The sequence below is a fragment of the Variovorax sp. PvP013 genome (genome assembly GCF_050435945.1).
In the GTDB taxonomy this organism is placed as follows: Bacteria; Pseudomonadota; Gammaproteobacteria; order Burkholderiales; family Burkholderiaceae_C; genus Variovorax.
Genome location: NZ_JBNDLF010000006.1, coordinates 140716 through 157655 on the forward strand (window position 1 = coordinate 140716; position 16940 = coordinate 157655).

16 protein-coding genes and 1 pseudogene are annotated in these 16940 nt (G+C 61.3%); 15 read left to right on the forward strand and 2 right to left on the reverse strand.

Annotated features, from left to right (window positions below; translation table 11 throughout):
• The first annotated feature begins 145 nt into the window (after positions 1–145).
• From ABID77_RS16645 to ABID77_RS16680, 8 genes and pseudogenes are all read left to right on the forward strand, one after another.
• Positions 146–634 carry a bacteriohemerythrin gene (locus ABID77_RS16645; protein WP_429598150.1) on the forward strand — a complete coding sequence of 163 codons (489 nt, stop codon included), beginning with the start codon at positions 146–148 and terminating at the stop codon, positions 632–634.
• A 37-nt stretch (positions 635–671) separates the two neighbouring features.
• Positions 672–1991, forward strand: a complete 1320-nt coding sequence (locus ABID77_RS16650; protein WP_429598152.1) for a Rieske 2Fe-2S domain-containing protein — start codon at positions 672–674, stop codon at positions 1989–1991.
• 4 nt (positions 1992–1995) lie between these two features.
• On the forward strand, positions 1996–2985 hold the full coding sequence (locus ABID77_RS16655; RefSeq protein WP_429598154.1) for an ABC transporter substrate-binding protein: 990 nt from the start codon (positions 1996–1998) through the stop codon (positions 2983–2985).
• 32 nt (positions 2986–3017) lie between these two features.
• Positions 3018–3995: a Bug family tripartite tricarboxylate transporter substrate binding protein gene (locus ABID77_RS16660; RefSeq protein WP_429598156.1), complete on the forward strand. Its 978-nt coding sequence runs from the start codon at positions 3018–3020 to the stop codon at positions 3993–3995.
• A 10-nt stretch (positions 3996–4005) separates the two neighbouring features.
• Positions 4006–4977, forward strand: coding sequence for a PDR/VanB family oxidoreductase (locus tag ABID77_RS16665; protein ID WP_429598158.1), 972 nt, complete (start codon positions 4006–4008; stop codon positions 4975–4977).
• Between the two features lie 20 nt (positions 4978–4997).
• Positions 4998–6176 (forward strand): Gfo/Idh/MocA family protein, encoded by a 1179-nt coding sequence (locus tag ABID77_RS16670; RefSeq protein ID WP_429598160.1) that lies wholly within the window; start codon positions 4998–5000, stop codon positions 6174–6176.
• A 131-nt stretch (positions 6177–6307) separates the two neighbouring features.
• On the forward strand, positions 6308–6739 hold the full coding sequence (locus ABID77_RS16675; RefSeq protein WP_429598305.1) for a MarR family winged helix-turn-helix transcriptional regulator: 432 nt from the start codon (positions 6308–6310) through the stop codon (positions 6737–6739).
• A gap of 153 nt (positions 6740–6892) precedes the next feature.
• Positions 6893–7623, forward strand: a pseudogene (locus ABID77_RS16680) (IS66 family transposase).
• 165 nt (positions 7624–7788) lie between these two features.
• Here ABID77_RS16680 and ABID77_RS16685 read toward each other — a convergent pair.
• Positions 7789–8235 (reverse strand): cupin domain-containing protein, encoded by a 447-nt coding sequence (locus tag ABID77_RS16685; RefSeq protein ID WP_429598162.1) that lies wholly within the window; start codon positions 8233–8235, stop codon positions 7789–7791.
• A 116-nt stretch (positions 8236–8351) separates the two neighbouring features.
• Between ABID77_RS16685 and ABID77_RS16690 the strand changes: the two genes are divergently transcribed.
• The gene (locus ABID77_RS16690; RefSeq protein WP_429598307.1) at positions 8352–9245 is read left to right on the forward strand and encodes a LysR substrate-binding domain-containing protein; all 894 of its coding nucleotides are present in this window, start codon (positions 8352–8354) and stop codon (positions 9243–9245) included.
• Between the two features lie 66 nt (positions 9246–9311).
• Here ABID77_RS16690 and ABID77_RS16695 read toward each other — a convergent pair whose 3' ends face one another.
• Positions 9312–9527, reverse strand: coding sequence for a hypothetical protein (locus ABID77_RS16695; RefSeq protein ID WP_429598164.1), 216 nt, complete (start codon positions 9525–9527; stop codon positions 9312–9314).
• A 951-nt stretch (positions 9528–10478) separates the two neighbouring features.
• Here ABID77_RS16695 and ABID77_RS16700 point away from each other — a divergent pair.
• From ABID77_RS16700 to ABID77_RS16725, 6 genes are all read left to right on the forward strand, one after another.
• Positions 10479–11081: a hypothetical protein gene (locus ABID77_RS16700; protein ID WP_429598166.1), complete on the forward strand. Its 603-nt coding sequence runs from the start codon at positions 10479–10481 to the stop codon at positions 11079–11081.
• 27 nt (positions 11082–11108) lie between these two features.
• Positions 11109–12662 (forward strand): hypothetical protein, encoded by a 1554-nt coding sequence (locus ABID77_RS16705; RefSeq protein ID WP_429598167.1) that lies wholly within the window; start codon positions 11109–11111, stop codon positions 12660–12662.
• 90 nt (positions 12663–12752) lie between these two features.
• Positions 12753–13448: a hypothetical protein gene (locus tag ABID77_RS16710; protein WP_429598169.1), complete on the forward strand. Its 696-nt coding sequence runs from the start codon at positions 12753–12755 to the stop codon at positions 13446–13448.
• Positions 13449–13456: 8 nt separating this feature from the next.
• Entirely contained in the window at positions 13457–13879 is a 423-nt protein-coding gene (locus ABID77_RS16715; RefSeq protein ID WP_429598171.1) for a hypothetical protein, read from the forward strand.
• 872 nt (positions 13880–14751) lie between these two features.
• A complete protein-coding gene (locus tag ABID77_RS16720; RefSeq protein WP_429598173.1) occupies positions 14752–15411 on the forward strand; it encodes a hypothetical protein in 660 nt (219 codons plus the stop codon).
• Between the two features lie 166 nt (positions 15412–15577).
• Positions 15578–16666, forward strand: coding sequence for an IS630 family transposase (locus tag ABID77_RS16725; protein ID WP_429598175.1), 1089 nt, complete (start codon positions 15578–15580; stop codon positions 16664–16666).
• Positions 16667–16940: the final 274 nt, after the last annotated feature.

Consider the following 16940-nt stretch of genomic DNA (forward strand, 5'->3'; position numbering starts at 1 on the left):
GTCCATGTCTCAATGAATGGGGCCGACGGAACCACATTGGGGGAAACACCAATTTCGAGGTGTTGCGATCTTAACGCAATGAACCTAATATACTTAGCAAGCTAACTAAAATTGTCTGATCTCGACAAAGTCTATGGACTTGCATGTGAATGCCACGATGCCTGGGCCGCTCAGCTGGTCCGATTCGATGCTGCTCGGAGACCCGAGCCTCGACGACGAGCACCAGCGCCTCGTCGCACTGATCGCCCGGCTGCAGGAGGCGTCTAACGAGGACCTTCCGTTTGCGTTGAAGGCGGTCCTCGACGACGCCACGGCGCATTTCTCGGCTGAGAACGAATTGATGACGGTGACCGGCTTCCCGCCCCGCGACTGCCATATCAAGGAACACGAAGCCGTGCTCGGCACGCTGCGCGGCGTCACTGTGCGCTTGGCACGAGGCGATCACGAGGTCGTGCGGCGCCTGTCGGGCGAACTGGCGGCGTGGTTCCCCAGGCATGTCCAGCACCTCGATTCGGCGCTGTCGCACTGGCTGTGCAAGTTGCAGCACGGCGCCAAGCCTGTTGTCCTCCACCTCGGTGGCAAGAGGGGGAGCGCGAGCCCAGGCCGTCGCGACGCCGCGCCTGCCGGCGCCTGATTTCGATTCAACAACGCATACACCACGAGAAAAATCCATGATGACTTCGGAAGAAAACGATCTGCTCTGCCGCGTTGAAGGCACGGCGCCCATGGGACAGCTGATGCGACGCCACTGGACGCCCGTATGTCTGGTGGAAGAGGTGAGTGAGCCCGATGGCACGCCCGTCAAGGCTCGTGTCTTCGGCGAGGACCTGGTGGTGTTCCGGGACACCGACGGTCGACTGGGCGTGATGGACGAGCACTGCCCGCACCGCCGTGCGTCGCTGGTCTATGGCCGCAACGAAGAAGGCGGTCTGCGCTGCCTCTACCACGGCTGGAAGATGGACGTCGATGGCAACGTGTTGGAGATGGCTTCGGAGCCCGCCGCCAGCGGCATGGCCGAGAAGGTCAAGCACACCGCCTATCCGACGAGCGAGTGGGGCGGCCTGGTCTGGGCCTACATGGGTCCGAAGGACGACGTGCCGGCGTTCAGGCCGCCGGCCTGGGCGCCCACGGCCGAGACGCGCGTGAGCATCGCCAAGGTGCTGCTGCCGTGCAATTGGGCGCAAATCCTGGAAGGCGCCATCGATTCGGCACACAGCTCCAGCCTGCATTCGTCGGACATGGTGCCGGCCCGCGTGGATGGCGCCAAGGCGACCGCGAACACCTGGCTGCGGCCCTCCACCGACAAGGCGCCGCGCATGCAGGTGCAGCGCACCGGCTATGGCTTCCGCTATGCCGCGCTGCGCCGGCCGCTGACCAACGCCGCCGTGAACGACTACGTGCGCTCGACCGTCTTCGTCGCCCCGGCCACCGCGCTGATCCCGCCCAACAACCTCTACAACGTGGCGAACATCAACGTGCCGATGGACGACACGAACACCGCGTTCTATTTCATCGCCTGGGGTCATCCCGCGCAGACGCCGGAGACCGAGACCTGGCGGCGCTTCCTGCGGCAGACCGTGGGCGTCGACCTGGACGCCCGGTACCGCCCCCTGCGCACGATGGAAAACATGTTCTGGCAGGACCGCAACGCCATGAAGGCCGGCAACTTCACCGGCATCACCGGCTTTCCAAACCAGGATGTGGCCATGTGGCTGACCATGGGTCCGATCGCCGACCGGACGCACGACCGGCTGGGTGCCAGCGACCTGGCGATCGTGGAGTTCCGCAAGCAGATGCTGGAGGCCGTGCGCGCCTTCGCGCAGGGGGCGCCAGCCATCGGCACGGGCGCCGAGGCCGCCACGCCGGCGGTCTGCGCGTTCCAGGCGATCGTGCCCAAGTCCACGGACTGGCGGGTCCACGAGACCCGCTTCATCTGGCACGACGGCGTGGACCACCCCGAATTCGAAGACTCCTATTCCGTGAAGGCCTGATCCCATGAGCAAGCTCCAGCTCTCCGTCGCCATGGGCGACTACGACCGCACGCGGGCGCTGTTCGACGGCCGGGTGCAGATCGACGGTGTCGATCCGGTCTACATGCTGCTCAACCCGGAGGAGATGTTCTTCCGCGCCATGCGCAGCGTCGACTTCGACGTCACCGAACTCTCGTTCTCCAGTTACCTGGTCAAGCATTCGCGCGGCGAGTGCCCGTACATCGCGCTACCGGTGTTCCTGTCGCGGGCCTTCCGCCACACGTCGATCTACGTGCGCAAGGACCGCATCGGCCAGCCGGCCGACCTGAAGGGCAAGCGCATCGGCCTGCCCGAATACCAGCTCACCGCCAACGTCTGGGCGCGCGCGATCCTGGAGGACGACTTCGGCGTGTCTCCCTCGGACGTGACCTGGGTGCGCGGCGGCATCGAGACGCCCGGCCGACCCGAAAAGGTCAAGCTGCAGCTGCCCGGCGATATCCGCATCGAACAGGCGCCGGCAGACACGACGATCTCCGAGCTGCTCGACCGGGGCGACATCGACGGCTTCATGGCCCCCCGACCCCCCAGCCGCGCCGCGCTCGCCAACCCGAACATCGGCTGGCTGTTCGACGATCCGACGGCCGTCGCCAAGGACTATTTCCGCCGCACGGGCGTGTTTCCGATCATGCATGTCGCTGCCATCCGCAAGGAGCTGGCCGAACTGCATCCGTGGCTGCCGGGTGCGCTCGTCAAGGCGTTCACGCAGTCGAAGGCGGCGGCGCTGCAGCTGCTCTCGGACACGTCGGCGACCAAGGTGACGCTGCCCTTCGTCGAGGAGCAGCTGCAGGCCGCGCGCGAGACCATGGGCGAGGACTTCTGGTGCTACGGCGTCGCTCCGGCACGCCGGACGCTCGAAGCCTTCGTGCGCACGCACCACGCCCAGGGCCTGTCGTCGCGCGAGGTCCCGGTCGAGGAACTGTTCCATCCCGCGACCTACGAGACCTACAGCATCTGACGCTCCCACTCCAAAAAAAGAGACACATCCCCATGAAACGCAGAACCCTGGGCTGGCTGGCGGCCTCGACCGCCATCGCCTGTCTGAGCATCGCGTCATCGGCACATGCCGACGCCTTTCCCTCGCGCCCGATCAAGCTGGTGGTGCCGTACTCGCCGGGGGGCCTGCCCGACACCGTGGCGCGGATCCTCTCGCGGCCGCTCGGCGAAGCGCTGGGCCAGTCGGTGTTCGTCGAGAACAAGCCGGGCGCCGGCGGTGCCGCGGCGGCTTCCACGCTGACCCAGTCGCCGGCCGACGGCTACACGCTGCTGGTCACCGACGGTCCGATGCTGTCGATCACGCCGCTGCTGATCAAGAAGATGAGCTACGACGCGATCGCCGACTTCGTGCCGGTCTCGTTGGTCGGCAAGGCCCCGCTGTTCCTGGCCGTCAACCCGAGCGTCAAGGCCGACACGCTCGACGAGCTGATCGCGCTGGCCAAGGCCAAACCCGGCGCGCTCAACTACGGGTCCTCGGGCACCGGCAGCATCCACCACCTGACGACCGAGGCCATGGGTTCGAAGCTGGGCATCGTCATGACGCACGTGCCGTTCCGCGGCAGCGCCAACTCGGTGCCGGCCATGATCGGCGGCCAGGTCGACATGGTGTTCGCCTCGCCGCCGTCGCTCATGGGCTTCGTCAAGGCCGGCCAAGCCAAGCTGCTGGCCACGAACGGCGCCGCCCGCTCGCCGCTGGCGCCGCAGATGCCGGCACTGGCCGAGAAGATCTCGGGTTTCGAATTCGCCTTCAACGTCGCGGTGCTTGCGAAGACGGGCACGCCGGCCGTCGCCATCTCGCGCGTGAGCGGCGAGATCGCCCGCATCGTGAAGCGGCCCGACGTGATCGAGCAGCTGCGTCTGGCCGGCGTCGACCCGGTCGGCGGCTCGCCCGAGCAGCTCGCGCAGGCGTTGAAGAGCGAGACCGCGCGCGTCACCGATGCCGCCGGCCGCGCCAACCTGAAGGCCGAGTGAAAGGGCGCCCATGACCGACATCCAGACCCACGCCGATACCCAGATGCCGCTGCGCGTCGCCCGCGCCTACGACGTCGCCGACGGCATCCGCAGTTTCGAGCTGGTGCAGCCCGACGGTAGCGAGCTGCCGCCGTTCACGCCCGGCTCGCACGTGAAGGTGCAGACGCCCAGCGGCGCGATGCGCAAGTATTCGCTGTCCAACGATCCGGCCGAGCGCGATCGCTACGTCATCACCGTCAAGCGCGATGCCGCCGGACAGGGCGGCTCGGTCAGCATGCACGACGACGTGAAGGAGGGCGACACCCTGCCGACCTCCGTGCCCGACAACGCCTTCCCCCTGGTCGACAAGGCGAAGGGCTACCTGTTCATCGCCGGCGGCATCGGTATCACGCCGATCCTGTCGATGATCCGTTCGTTCGGCGAGTTGCCGCCGGCGCCGTGGAAGCTGTTTTACCTGACCCGGTCGCCGGCCGGTACCGCGTTCCTGGACGATCTGAGCCAGCCGGAACTGAAGAAACAGGTGCGCATCCATCACGACCAGGGCGATCCGGCGCGCACCTTCGATCTGTGGCCGGCGCTCGAGAAGCCGAACACGGCACATGTCTACTGCTGCGGCCCGCGACCGCTGATGGAGGCCGTGCGCGACATGACCGGCCATTGGTCGCCGGCCAACGTGCATTTCGAGAGTTTCAACGAGGGCGGCGGCGTGCGTCCGGACGACCGGCCGTTCAAGGTCAAGCTGGCGCGCAGCGGCGGCGAATACGACGTGCCGGTGGGCCAGTCGATCCTCTCGGTGCTGCGCGAGCACGGGTGCGACACGGCGTCGTCGTGCGAGAGCGGTACCTGCGGCACGTGCCGCACGGGATTGCTTGGCGGCGAGGCCGATCACCGCGACATGGTGTTGATGCCCGAGGAGGTGGAGCGCCAGATCATGATCTGCGTCTCGCGCGCCAGATCGCCTGAACTGGTGCTCGATCTGTGACCGCGCCTGTGCCTGCGTCCGTGCCCGCGCCTCGGCAGATCCGCCTGGGTGTCGCCGGTCTGGGCCGGGCCTTCACATTGATGCTGCCGACCCTGCTGAAGGACGGCCGGGTGCGGCTGGTGGCTGCCTGCGATCCGCGCGAAGAGGCCCGCACCCGGTTCGCGCGCGATTTCGACGCGCCGGTCCATGCCGACATCGAAGGCCTCGCCGGCGATCCGGAGGTCGAGGCGATCTACATCGCCAGTCCGCACCAGTTCCACGCGGCGCAGACCCGGATCGCCGCGCGTCACGGCAAGCACGTCCTGGTCGAGAAGCCGATGGCGCTGTCGCTGGCCGAGTGCGATGCCATGATCGAGGACTGCCGCGCGGCCGGCGTGCGGCTGATCGTCGGCCATTGCCACAGCTTCGATTCCCCGTACCTGCAGGCACGCGACATCATCGCCAGCGGTGAAGTCGGGCGGGTGCGCATGATCCAGGCGCTGAACTACACCGACTTCCTCTATCGGCCGCGGCGGCCCGAGGAGCTGCGGACCGAGGAGGGCGGCGGCGTGGTTTTCAGTCAGGCCGCGCATCAGGTCGACGTGGTGCGGCTGCTCGCCGGATCGGCGGTCACGCGGGTGCGCGCCGTCACCGGCGACTGGGACCCGACGCGCCCGACGCAGGGCGCCTATTCGGCCCTGATGTGGTTCGACGACGGCGCCTTCGCCAGCCTGGGCTACAGCGGCTACGGGCATTTCGATTCCGACGAATGGTGTGGCTGGATCGGCGAGATGGGTGCGGCCAAGTCGCCCGACGCCCATGGCGCGGCGCGTCGGCGACTGGCGGCGGTGGACTCCGCGCAGGACGAAGCGCGCCTCAAGGCCGCGGCCACCTACGGCGGCGCGGATTACGTGCCGCAGCCGCCGGATGCAGGCGGGCGCTGGCACCAGCACTTCGGGCCCGTGGTGGTGTCGTGCGAGCGGGGTGACGTGCGGCCGATGCCCGACGGCACCTGGGTCTACGGCGATCGCGAGAAGGCGCAGCGGCCATTGACCGCGCCCCCCGTCCCGCGCTTCGAGGTGATCGACGAGCTGTTCGACGCCATCGTGCTCGGCCGGGCACCGCTGCACGACGGCGCGTGGGCCCGCTCGACGCTCGCCGTCTGCCTGGCGCTGCTGGCCTCGGCCGGCTCGAACCAGGACGTGGAGCTTCCGGCATGAGGCAACTGACACAATAGGAACGATCCTCCACTCCCTCTTTTTCGCCTTTGTCCAAATCAGCCGAGAAGCACGAAGCCGAAGTCGCCGCACGGGTTCTGCGCCGCTGGCACGACGCCGTTCCCAACGACCGGATGGCGCATCTGGTGAAGGACGCCACGCGCGGTTTCATGCGTTCGCTCCAGTCGCGCCTGGCCGAGCATCACGTGCTGCCGGGCCACTGGACCTTCCTGCGCATCCTGTGGGAACGCGACGGCATCACCAAACGCGAACTGAGCGTCGAGGCCGGCGTCATGGAGCCCACCACCGTCATCGCCTTGCGGGCCATGGAATCGCTCGGGTACGTCACCCTGGAGCAACGGCCCGAGAACCGCAAGAACATCTACGTCCAGCTGACACCTTACGGTCGTAAGCTGCAGGATGAGCTGGTGCCACTGGCGCAGGAAGTCAATGCCTTGGCGCTTGAAGGCATTAGCGATCGCGAGATCGCCACGGTGCGCAGGGCACTGCTCATCATGATCGACAACCTCGCGCGCGATCAGGCCGATCCGGACTTCACGAAATAAACGGGATATTTTCTTGCCGCACACCCCTGCGCGTTGCGTCAACCACGGCCGCGTCGCCAGCCACTGCCCGATCATCTGCGTCACGTCGAGCACCACCACGAGCCCACGGACACCACCTGCCCCAGCCAAGGCTGCGGCAAGCCGACGACACGCGTGGGCGAGGACGTCAGCGAGCGCCTGGACATCGTTCCGGCCGAGTTCTTCGTGCATCTCCACGTGTACGGCAAGTGGGCCTGCCGCTGCTGCCAGTGCCTGGTGCAGGAGGCGGCCGTGGCGCAGATCATCGACGGCGGCATACCCGCCGCAGGCCTGGTCGCCCACACGCTGATCGGCCGCTTCGTCGACCACGTACCGTACTACCGCCAGGAGTCCATCAACGCCCGCTCGGGGGTGCATGCTCCGCGCTCGACGCTGGCAAGCTGGTTCGGTCAGGGTGGTGCAGCATTGGAGCCGCTGTTCGTCGCGCAAAAGCGCTTCGTGCTCTCCAGCCGGGTACTGCACGCCGACGAGACGCCCGTGGCCATGCTGGACCCGGGCGCCGGCAAGACCCGACGGGCCTACGTCGGGCGTATGCGCGAAGTGCCTTCGATGCGGCACCGGGCGTGGTCTACGACTTCTGCCTTGGACGCAATGCGCAGTACCCGAGCGCCTTCCTTGGCAAGGCCGACGATGACCCGGACCAGACACCGGGTTGGCGCGGCACGCTGGTGCGCGACGAATACAAGGCTTATGAGCAGGTACTCGCCGCCGAGCCAGGTCGCATTGCCGAGGGATGCCTTGCCCGGACGCTTACGCCGGGGCTGCTGTCTTTTGCCTGCAGCAGCACGGCTTGGCCGACACCGGGACCGTCTCGCCCGGCCAGGCCCACCGACACCTGCACCTGAGTGCCCAGCGGGCGGTACGTCGCTTCTGCGACGAACGAGCTGATCGGTGCCGTCAACGCTACCTGAGACGGTGCGTGCGGCGTAACGTCGTCTTTGGTTAGGGTCAATGCAGCGTGCTATGGGCTTGTGCAACACCACCATCACGCGACCCCTTCACCCGTTGTGTCAATCGACAGGTGGCCCGATGAACTCGATCCCATGACGCTGGCAGGCGTCGATGAGCGTCTGGATCTGTTGGGCTGTGGGCTCATCCTGAGGTGGCAGTTCGGGTTTCTCGGCCGGTCGCGCCAAACTGCGAATCATGTCTTCGAAACGTCCGTTCGTCAGGGTCAGGAAGCGCGCTTGTGGGGACACGATCCGAAATGAATGCGCCACGCCAGGGGCCAGGCACACGGCCTCCCCAGCGCTCAGTGTGTGAATGGCATTGCCTATCTGCAGCCGCAGTTGACCGTCGAGCATGTAGAAGCTCTCTTCCTCGTCATGGTGGACGTGCAGCGGAATGGCAAAGTCCTTTGCCATGTGATGTTCGATCAGCGAGATGCCATTCGCTGTGTGCGCTTTGGGCAGCAAGATCGTGAGATGCGCGGTGGTGAACCAGAGGTGCTCAGCCATGACGAGGGGTGCAGGAGTGGAGGGGATGCCATTCTTGTCTTCCGTCACGCTGGCGATAAGCTCAATAATCGGCCATCACTGTCAAATAGATCGTTCAGATGAAGCCCGTGGATCCGATGGCTGGCGTCATGGCATTCCTGGCGGTCGCCGAGCATTCGAGCTTCACTGCAGCCGGGTTGGCACTGGGCGTGGCGCGTGCCACGATCGGCGCTCAGATCCTGGGCCTGGAAAAGCGCCTGGGCGTTCGGCTGTTTCAGCGCTCCACGCGTGCGGTCACCTTGACCGAGGCCGGCAGGGCCTACCGAGCGGCACTGGCCGGCTTCACCGAGCAGGTCTGCGCAGCCGAGCGCGTTGCGCGGTCGTTTCAGACCGAAGCCATTGGTCGCCTGCGCATCGCGGCGCCCCCCGACCTGGGAGTCCATCATCTGGCCCCCGTGGTGACAGCCTATCTGGACACCCATCCTGGCATGGCCATCGCGCTGTCACTGTCGACGGCGAGCGTGGACCTGGTGGGTGGTGGCTACGACCTGGCGATTCGCGGAGCACTCACGCTTGAGCCGAATCTGGTCACGCGCCGGATCGGCACCTCACCGATCGTCGCCTGCGCGGCACCGGCTTATCTCGCGCGCCATGGCATCCCCGAGACACCCCAGGCGTTGACAGCCCATGCGTGCTTGCACTTTTCCGAACTGCGTTGGGGTCACGCGTGGCATTTCTGCCAGGGCAAGGAGACGGTGGAGGTGCCCATTCAGCCCAAGCTCGAATGCAACGACGGCCCGACCCTGCTGGCCGCGGCGCTTGGCGGTGCAGGCATTGCGCTTGAGCCTGCCTTCGTCGTCGGGCCCGCCCTGAGGGAGGGAACCCTGGTTCCAGTGCTGACGGCATGGCAGTTGCCCGTGATCCCATTGCACGCGGTTTATCCGGCCCACCGTCACATTGCCTACAAGGTGCGCAGCTTCGTCGACATGCTCGCCGACGTGTTCAGCAAGCACCCCGACTTTTCAGGATGACCGAGAGCGGCGCGAGCATCCGCACAGCGTCCTGATTTCGACGACCTCGTGGTTGGAGCCGATCCATCAGTTCGCGATGAGCGTCAGGACGATCTTGCCGTCGGCGGTGCGAAAGGTCTGCGGCTCGCCCGTGGGCGCGAGCTCCTCGCCGGCGCTGAGCTGGTAGCGGGCCATGTCGTACTGGCTGTCGCGGCGGGAGATGGCCGGGAGGCCCGGCGTCTTGCGGACCACGACATAGGCATTGCCATCGTGACCCAGGGCGGGCAGGCGTTCGGTGGGCATACGGGGTGGAAGAGGAGGGAGGCGGCAGGGCCAGGACAGCACCCAAGGATAGCGGGATGGGACCGTCAAAGGCTCACGACCAGCCCGAAACACCAAATCCGCTAACGGGATGACCACCATACCCCTCCAAGGCAGGAAGGCAGGAAGGCAGGAAGGCAGGAAGGCAGGAAGGCAGGAAGGCAGGAAGGCAGGAAGGCAGGAAGGCAGGAAGGCAGGAAGTTTAAATGGGTAGTGGAATGAATGCTCAGGCGTTAGCAGTGAATTGAAGTGGGTACTTAGCAGCGATTACCGTAGATACTGAACAAAACGTCGACGGCAGCTTTCGGGGCAGAAGCAGACGTCGAAACTTGAATTGCGAAATATGGCTGGAGATTGATTGCGGTGCTGCACCCAGGGCCGCTTTGCGACACACCACGCTTTTAGCGAACGCAAAAGCTTCTATGTCAGCAGTGCCCTGAAGCCGCTGGCGCGACGAATCAATTTGCGAGAACAGAACGGATATTTGGTGGCATAGTGCATGCGACCTAGGGAGGAACATGGTGCCCACCCGACTATTGGAAATTCGCAACTTTCGCTCGATTGGGCGCCTTCAAGTACTTAGAACTTATCGCCATCTGGGAGCACCGCTGGCTATGCGACACCTTCACATGCTCAGCACAGACCTTGGCGACCATAGGGTAGCTCCTATGATGCCGTCCGATGGACTTCCTACGATTCAACCGCCTCTACATCGTTGAGTCGCTTGAGGACCATGAACTGAAAACTGGCACTGAGCTCTTTAAGTACCTTTAGCCGGTTGTTGAGGATTCGCCGTTCGCCCTTCCCTTGGGGTTGTTCACATGCGCTGGTGTCCAAGGCTTTCGTGACGTTGCTGCGGGGGTGCTCGAGAAGAGCAAGGCTGGCCACCTCCCGTGGCTACATATTGAGTGCCATGGTTCAAGCGATGACGGCTTGTATTTCGCCAACGGCAGTGAGTTGAGCTGGGAGGACCTGTGTGACTTGCTGCGGCCTATAAACGAGGCATGCGGGTTCCAGCTTTTCGTGGTTGTCTCCACCTGCTACGGCGCGAACATCGTGAGCGGCATTGATACTGGCAAAGGTGCCCCCTGCTTGGGCTTGATTGGTCCATCTGACCGAGTAGACCCTGCCGAGCTTCTTGGTCACTTTCGGGACTTCTACCGCACGCTCCTTCAGACAACCGACATTGGGCATGCCATGGGAAGCTGGAAGAACCGCAAGCTGCAACATGGCTCTATGGCAATCGTCACGGCCAACGACTGGTGGAGAGACTTGATGTTTAGCTACCTCAGCGAGAACGGTACTTCTAAAGGCATTGAGGCAGTTGCAAGACGCCAGCGCAAACTTCTTCATGCTGAGGGCCAGAACCAATCAGTTGGCTCATTGAAGCGAATTTTTCGCAGGCAACTCCCTGCGATTGTTGAAATTCGTTTTCGCCGCTACTTCATGCTTGATGAAGTCCCGCAGAATACTCAGCGTTTTGCACCTCAACTCGCAGAGGTCAGGAATGAAGTCAGGAAAAATCTTTCGCGTTAACACTGTTTTTTGATCTGCGGAGACAACTTGAAGCTGCCATACAGTGCTGGAAAATTCGGTTCTTTTGCCTCCAACTACGCGATTGAGATTGGACGTACTGCGGTATTAGACAAGCGCGATATTGACGCAGAGTACAGACGCATCCGCAACAAACTTAGACGATTCAATGCGTTGTCAATCATTGATGCAGCTCTGACATCCTTACATCACCACATGACCAAGAACAAAGAGCATGAGCTTCGTTCGGCACCATGGGTAGCCTTACTTCTAGTTAAGTGGGCGTTTCAAGACAATATGGTTCCGATGCGAGTCAATCCGCCGATATCAGTGGAACAATTTGACTACATCCGCAACGAGTTATGGAACTTGTCACGACCAGAAGGACAGAAGGTGAACGTCTACGCGATGCTTCGCCAGATGTTTGCAGGGCAAATGGAGTTTCAAAAAAGGCCGTCATGGAGCTTCATGAGAACTCCAATGCTGATTTCAAGGCTACCGCCTCAACATCCAGCGCGAAAGATGTTTGTAGAGGGCTTGGGGATTGAACCAGAGCCGTTCATGGACATCAGCATGGCTGTTTACTCAGCAGTGCTCAACGGCGACATGCACTTCAACATACGGAAGTATTTTGGCTTAGCACCTCGCTACACACAACCGATAAACACATTCTTTGACTTGTTGGCTCGTGACCCGATAACCCTGCGGACAGAACTACAAAACAAGAATCTTCAGCACAACAGAGGCTCATCAGAGCTCTATGAGTTTCCAATTTTTCGTCGTTTCCCGTTGCTTCAACGAACAAATGAAACAGTAAGTGTTTGGCACCAAGCTGTCTTCTCACGCGGGATGGAAGATGCAGTGCACATCCGGCTGTCTGAAAATGGGCAAGATTACTCCCGAGCCTATTCAATAATCCACGAAGAATATGTGGTTGACCTAGTTCAGTCTTTGGACAAGCCCTACATCTCGGAAGCAGCTCAATCTGAAGAATTTCCGGCAGGCTCTCAAGTTGAAGCAATAATCCCATCTGACGATGGTTGTTTGCTCGTTGAAGCCAAAATGACTCTCTACAACGATGGAAGCCTATTTTCAGTCAATGAGGAAATTTTAAAAGTCGCCACCAAAAGAATTCGCGATGGCATCAAGCAAGTAAGAAGGGTTGCAGTGCAAAACCAAGCGGCTTCCTGGTATACAGGTGGTTTGACTTACGCAATAATAGTTGCCAACTCAGATCTTCACCTTTACACCGCTGAGAGACTCGGACGAATCATAAGGTCGGATTCGTTGACCGACGCAGCAGAAGGTGGTGATGTATTGCCACTAGAACGCATTTTTATCATCTCAACTAGCGAGATGGAAAGTTTCGTCAGTGTCATGAGACAGACCGGGAAGTCTGGCCCAGAAATTCTGGCCAAAGCAGTGGAAGACAACCGTGAGTCACAAACACAAAAGGGTTACATCGGGCAGCACCTTGCTAACTATGTTCATCGCTACGAAACACCCGCAATTTTGGAGGAAGCTTCAGAGATGAGCATCAAACGAGTATTTGAAGCAATTGGCGTTCAGCCTCGCCTTCGATAGGAACAGAGATGTCTAACTGGACCGGAATTGATTTATGGCCAGCATCGTTTTGCGATGCCCAAGCCAAGGACGGGGTTTCCGAGCATGACGATGAAGGCTGACACGGTACTGTTCACTGCGACCAATCAAGTCCAACTTGCGGATGCCGTTGCAGCCTTGCATATCAAGGTTACTCCTCGCCACCTTGGCCGCAAGTCATGGCAAGTTGAGCAGTGGGCTATCCATCAACTCCTGCAAGCCCTGCCCATGCGGCGCTACAGCTTCCCCGTGATGCTCACTCGTACCGAACGACCTGACTTCATCCTCTCATTGGGGGGCTGCACCGTAGGGATTGAGCACACGGAGGCTGTGAGCCATGTGGAAGCGAAGATTGATGTTGAACAAGGCAAGCTGTCGGCGGCCTCCGGTGAACTCTTAGTGCCTCGCCTTCTAGACGCCAGGACACCCCACGACGAGCCAATCTCAAGGCTGGATGCCCAGACATACCAAGGAATCGGCACACCCTTTGTCGGAGATGAGTACGGGCAAAACTGGCTCGCAGCCATGAGCCATTTCGTCACATTGAAGGTCCAGAAATTTGCCAAGTACCAGAGCTGCGATAGGCGCGCCGTCTTGGTCTACGACAACTGGTCGCTCCCTGGCCTTGAGACCGCAGAGTGCGCCCCTCTACTCCATGGCTGGCTCACAGCATCGCGCACTTTTTCCAACGTGGATGAGGTCTTCATCCTGCGCCATGACGCCGTGCTTGATGCCACGCGCGACAGCTTAGAAATTCTTCCTCTATGACCTCAACGATGCTTGCCAAAATTCTTCTCGTGGCTCTGGTTGCCCTTCCCGTCGCCTCCTTTGCCCAGAGCTCCATGGAGTTCGCACGAATGGGCCAAGCAACCTGGTCAGCCTTCAGATGCTCAACTCTCGCGGCCTTGAGCTCAGACCAGAAAGAGCAGGATCGTCATTTCAAGATAGGCTACGACAACGGGAAGAGGTTCTTTGCAGCCTTTGATGCGAAGAAGATTCATCCCGCCGACATGGAAAGCGAAGTACCCATCGCCATCATCACACTGATGGGTGGCCCCACCGCTGACTTCATGCTGGGCAGAATTTTTGAAGCTGCCATGGATAGCGCAGCCAAGGACGTGCTCAACGCAGACCGGTCCCTTCAAAAGACATTGGCGCAGAGCAAATTTGCGTCTCAGAGCTGTGGGTTGCTGAAATGAAAATACTAGCGGTACTCGCCGTTGCGGGCGCAGTTGCTGGATGCAGCGAATCTGGCAGTCAGGACTGGCACGCAGTTGGTGGGCTGACAGACGGATTGAGGGCAAAGTTTGTGGAGATTGCAGTCGCCAAGGCTCAAGACCGAGCCACCTAACGAACAAGCTGTAAGTAAGCTCTGCGGTGGAGAAAAAATCTGCGCGGTCGGCTTCTTCCTGCCGGGTGACAGAGTTCCACTCAGCCAGCCAGCCAAGCAGTTCTTTGCTTCTGGCGGATGGGCTTCATACGCACTTGCTGCCGTGTGGTGGAGCAACAGCAACACTGGCGTCACCGGGTTCACAAAGTGGGACTGCGAGAGGGCTAGCACTGCCGGGGCGCCTCTCAACGCGCTGTATGGGAAAGGTGTCGGTAAGCGGCCAGCAAACACATGTTGACGGCCGGATGCTGCGGTGATCAGGCTCAGCGAGCCGGGTTCCAGCGATACGGCAGCAGCAGGTCGATGTCGCGCGCTGGTGTCTCGGAAGCCCAAGACGCCAAGTACCGGGAAGACAGGCTGCGACCGCTGCGCGCTGCCAACCGCAGCACCGACATTCTGCAAGAGTTCACCAAGTAACACAGCCTGGTCCAGCTGGTCATGAGCTAGGTGGTCGTGCTCAAAATAGAGGCATCGAACCACACCGACTAACTGAGAAAATGATGGGAAAGTAGACCTGACTAGGCTCAGTGAACGAAGGCTTTTCCTCAGAGAGGCCTTCCTTCACGGTGCTTGCGCTGTGAGATCCTGCCAGATGCGGTGTGAGAACCCCCTGGATTTATACCCCTGTCGAGTCATATCGGCGGGGGTTTTCTTTGGCTTGCCGACAGCTTCAACAAATCAATGACAACATCCGCACAGACCGCGTACGAACAGGCATTCCAGGCCGCCATCACTTTCACAAAGGAGAAGCGGCTACTGCAGTTAGGAGCAGACAAGATCAGCACATCGACCCCTGCAAACTACGAGCGAGCACGTAGCAGGGCCGTTTATGAACTCGAAAAAGCCATCATTCCCGGCTTGAAGAATGCAGGCGTCGGCGAAGACGTTGGCGAAATCAAGGGGGATGGAGAATTCTGGGCGCTTGGTTCGCAGTGCGGCAACGCCCACCTCCACGCATGCAACAACATTGAAGATATGCGGCTTCCGATGTCATGTCACCTGACCATCGGGGGAGTGCAGGTCAATTCTGACCATAAAGCGTTCCCGTACACCAGGGCCCAATTTCTGCAAGATATGGAGGCCCGCCCCGAGATCATCCGAGGTCACGTCTGGCTCACCTTGGGTGGCGAATACATTGTCGACCTGACACTCGGCACGTGGCTCACCACCGCAGAAAAGCCGTACACCCAATATGGCAGCGTCATCTCCGGCGTGCCCGGGGCTTTCGACTATCAAAACTTTTTGAGCGACAAGTCAGCGGTCCACAACGAGCCACCAGTGATTTACACACCAGTCGCGGTCGGCCTGGACGCACTTAAGAGTGTCGCGCCACTCCTATAGCCAAACAAACGGTAAGTCTCAACCGCATCGTCTCATTGAAAGCGGCTTGCGTTTCCGCTTTCGATAAACGCAACCCTTAGCGCTCCTAATGGTGTGAACGCAAGATTCGCATGAGCTCTTATAATGTTTTCCCTGGCAGCTGTTTACAGCATCCGAGGAGCGCATCATGGCCACACCCCATGCCGTTGCGATCGAGTTGAGAGAGGCCGATCGAGCCGTCTTGCTGAGCTGGGCACGTCGGGGCAAGACAGCACAGGGCCTGGCACTGCGAGTGCGCATCGTGCTGGCTTGCGCCGATTCAGCAGCGACCAACACGGCGATTGCCGAGGCCATGGGTTTGAGCCTGATGACGGTATCGAAGTGGCGCCGGCGCTTTGCTCAGCACGGCGTTGCCGGACTCGACGATGCGCCCCGCTCAGGAGCACCGCGCACGGTCCTGGACGAGCAGGTCGAAGCGGTGATTACCACGACGCTGGAGACCGTGCCCGAGAACGCCACCCACTGGTCTACCCGCACGCTCGCGGCCCATCTGGGGCTGAGCCAGACCACCATCTCGCGCATCTGGCGTGCCTTCGCCCTGGCGCCTCATCGCACCGAGGGCTTCAAACTCTCCACCGACCCGTACTTCGTCGACAAGGTGCGAGACATCGTGGGCCTCTATCTGCATCCGCCCGAGCGGGCATTGGTGCTGTGCGTGGACGAGAAGCCCTCCATCCAGGCCCACAGCGACACCGCACCGGCCATACCCATGCAACTAGGCCAGCTCGAGCGTCATACCCACGACTACATCCGCCACGGCACGACCGACCTCTTTGCCGCCTTGGACGTCAAGGCCGGCACGGTCATCGCCGAAGTCCACCGGCGCCACCGCAGCGTGGAGTTCCGTCACTTCCTGCAGACCGTCGAGCGTGCCACGCCGGCCGAGTTGGATCTGCATCTCGTGTTCGACAACGCCAGCACTCACAAGAGTCCAATCATCCAACGCTGGCTGCTCAGACATCCGCGCGTGCATCTGCACTTCACGCCGACGTCAGCCTCCTGGATCAACCTGGTGGAATGCTGGTTCTCTGTTCTCACGGCACGAAGGCTCAAGCGCGGGCGGTTCCGCTCGACCCGCGCCTTGGAGAACGCCATCCGTGCCTACGTGGCTACCAACAACGTGAATCCGAAGCCATTCGTCTGGACCAAAACAGCCGACCAGATCCTTCAGTCCGTCGCAGAGTTCTGCGTACGAACTTCAAACTCTCACCACTAGGCACGATTGTGAAGTCGCAGTGGGATCAGTAGATCAGCTCTCAGGCGCAAAGTTGGCAGGGAATTAATGAAAGTTGCGCTTTTCACAGACCTTGGCTCAACGCAATGACCTAAGATTACGCTACTTCGCGCTCCTGCATGCGGTTGACTAGGAATTAAACATTGGCCCGTCGCATTTGAGCCCGCGCTAGGCAGGCACAGAGCATGTCACCTCTAGTACTCTGGTACTTTTAGTAAAAACTTTCTTGAAGCTAAGTTTTTAGTATTTAATTGAA

Coding starts and splice junctions, on each gene's coding strand:
- ABID77_RS16715 (WP_429598171.1), top strand. CDS start 13,457: ATGCTTGCCAAAATTCTTCTCGTGGCTCTGGTTGCCCTTCCCGTCGCC.
- ABID77_RS16710 (WP_429598169.1), top strand. CDS start 12,753: ATGAAGGCTGACACGGTACTGTTCACTGCGACCAATCAAGTCCAACTT.
- ABID77_RS16690 (WP_429598307.1), top strand. CDS start 8,352: ATGGCTGGCGTCATGGCATTCCTGGCGGTCGCCGAGCATTCGAGCTTC.
- ABID77_RS16675 (WP_429598305.1), top strand. CDS start 6,308: ATGGCGCATCTGGTGAAGGACGCCACGCGCGGTTTCATGCGTTCGCTC.
- ABID77_RS16685 (WP_429598162.1), bottom strand. CDS start 8,235: ATGGCTGAGCACCTCTGGTTCACCACCGCGCATCTCACGATCTTGCTG.
- ABID77_RS16695 (WP_429598164.1), bottom strand. CDS start 9,527: ATGCCCACCGAACGCCTGCCCGCCCTGGGTCACGATGGCAATGCCTAT.
- ABID77_RS16720 (WP_429598173.1), top strand. CDS start 14,752: ATGACAACATCCGCACAGACCGCGTACGAACAGGCATTCCAGGCCGCC.
- ABID77_RS16660 (WP_429598156.1), top strand. CDS start 3,018: ATGAAACGCAGAACCCTGGGCTGGCTGGCGGCCTCGACCGCCATCGCC.
- ABID77_RS16655 (WP_429598154.1), top strand. CDS start 1,996: ATGAGCAAGCTCCAGCTCTCCGTCGCCATGGGCGACTACGACCGCACG.
- ABID77_RS16665 (WP_429598158.1), top strand. CDS start 4,006: ATGACCGACATCCAGACCCACGCCGATACCCAGATGCCGCTGCGCGTC.
- ABID77_RS16725 (WP_429598175.1), top strand. CDS start 15,578: ATGGCCACACCCCATGCCGTTGCGATCGAGTTGAGAGAGGCCGATCGA.
- ABID77_RS16650 (WP_429598152.1), top strand. CDS start 672: ATGATGACTTCGGAAGAAAACGATCTGCTCTGCCGCGTTGAAGGCACG.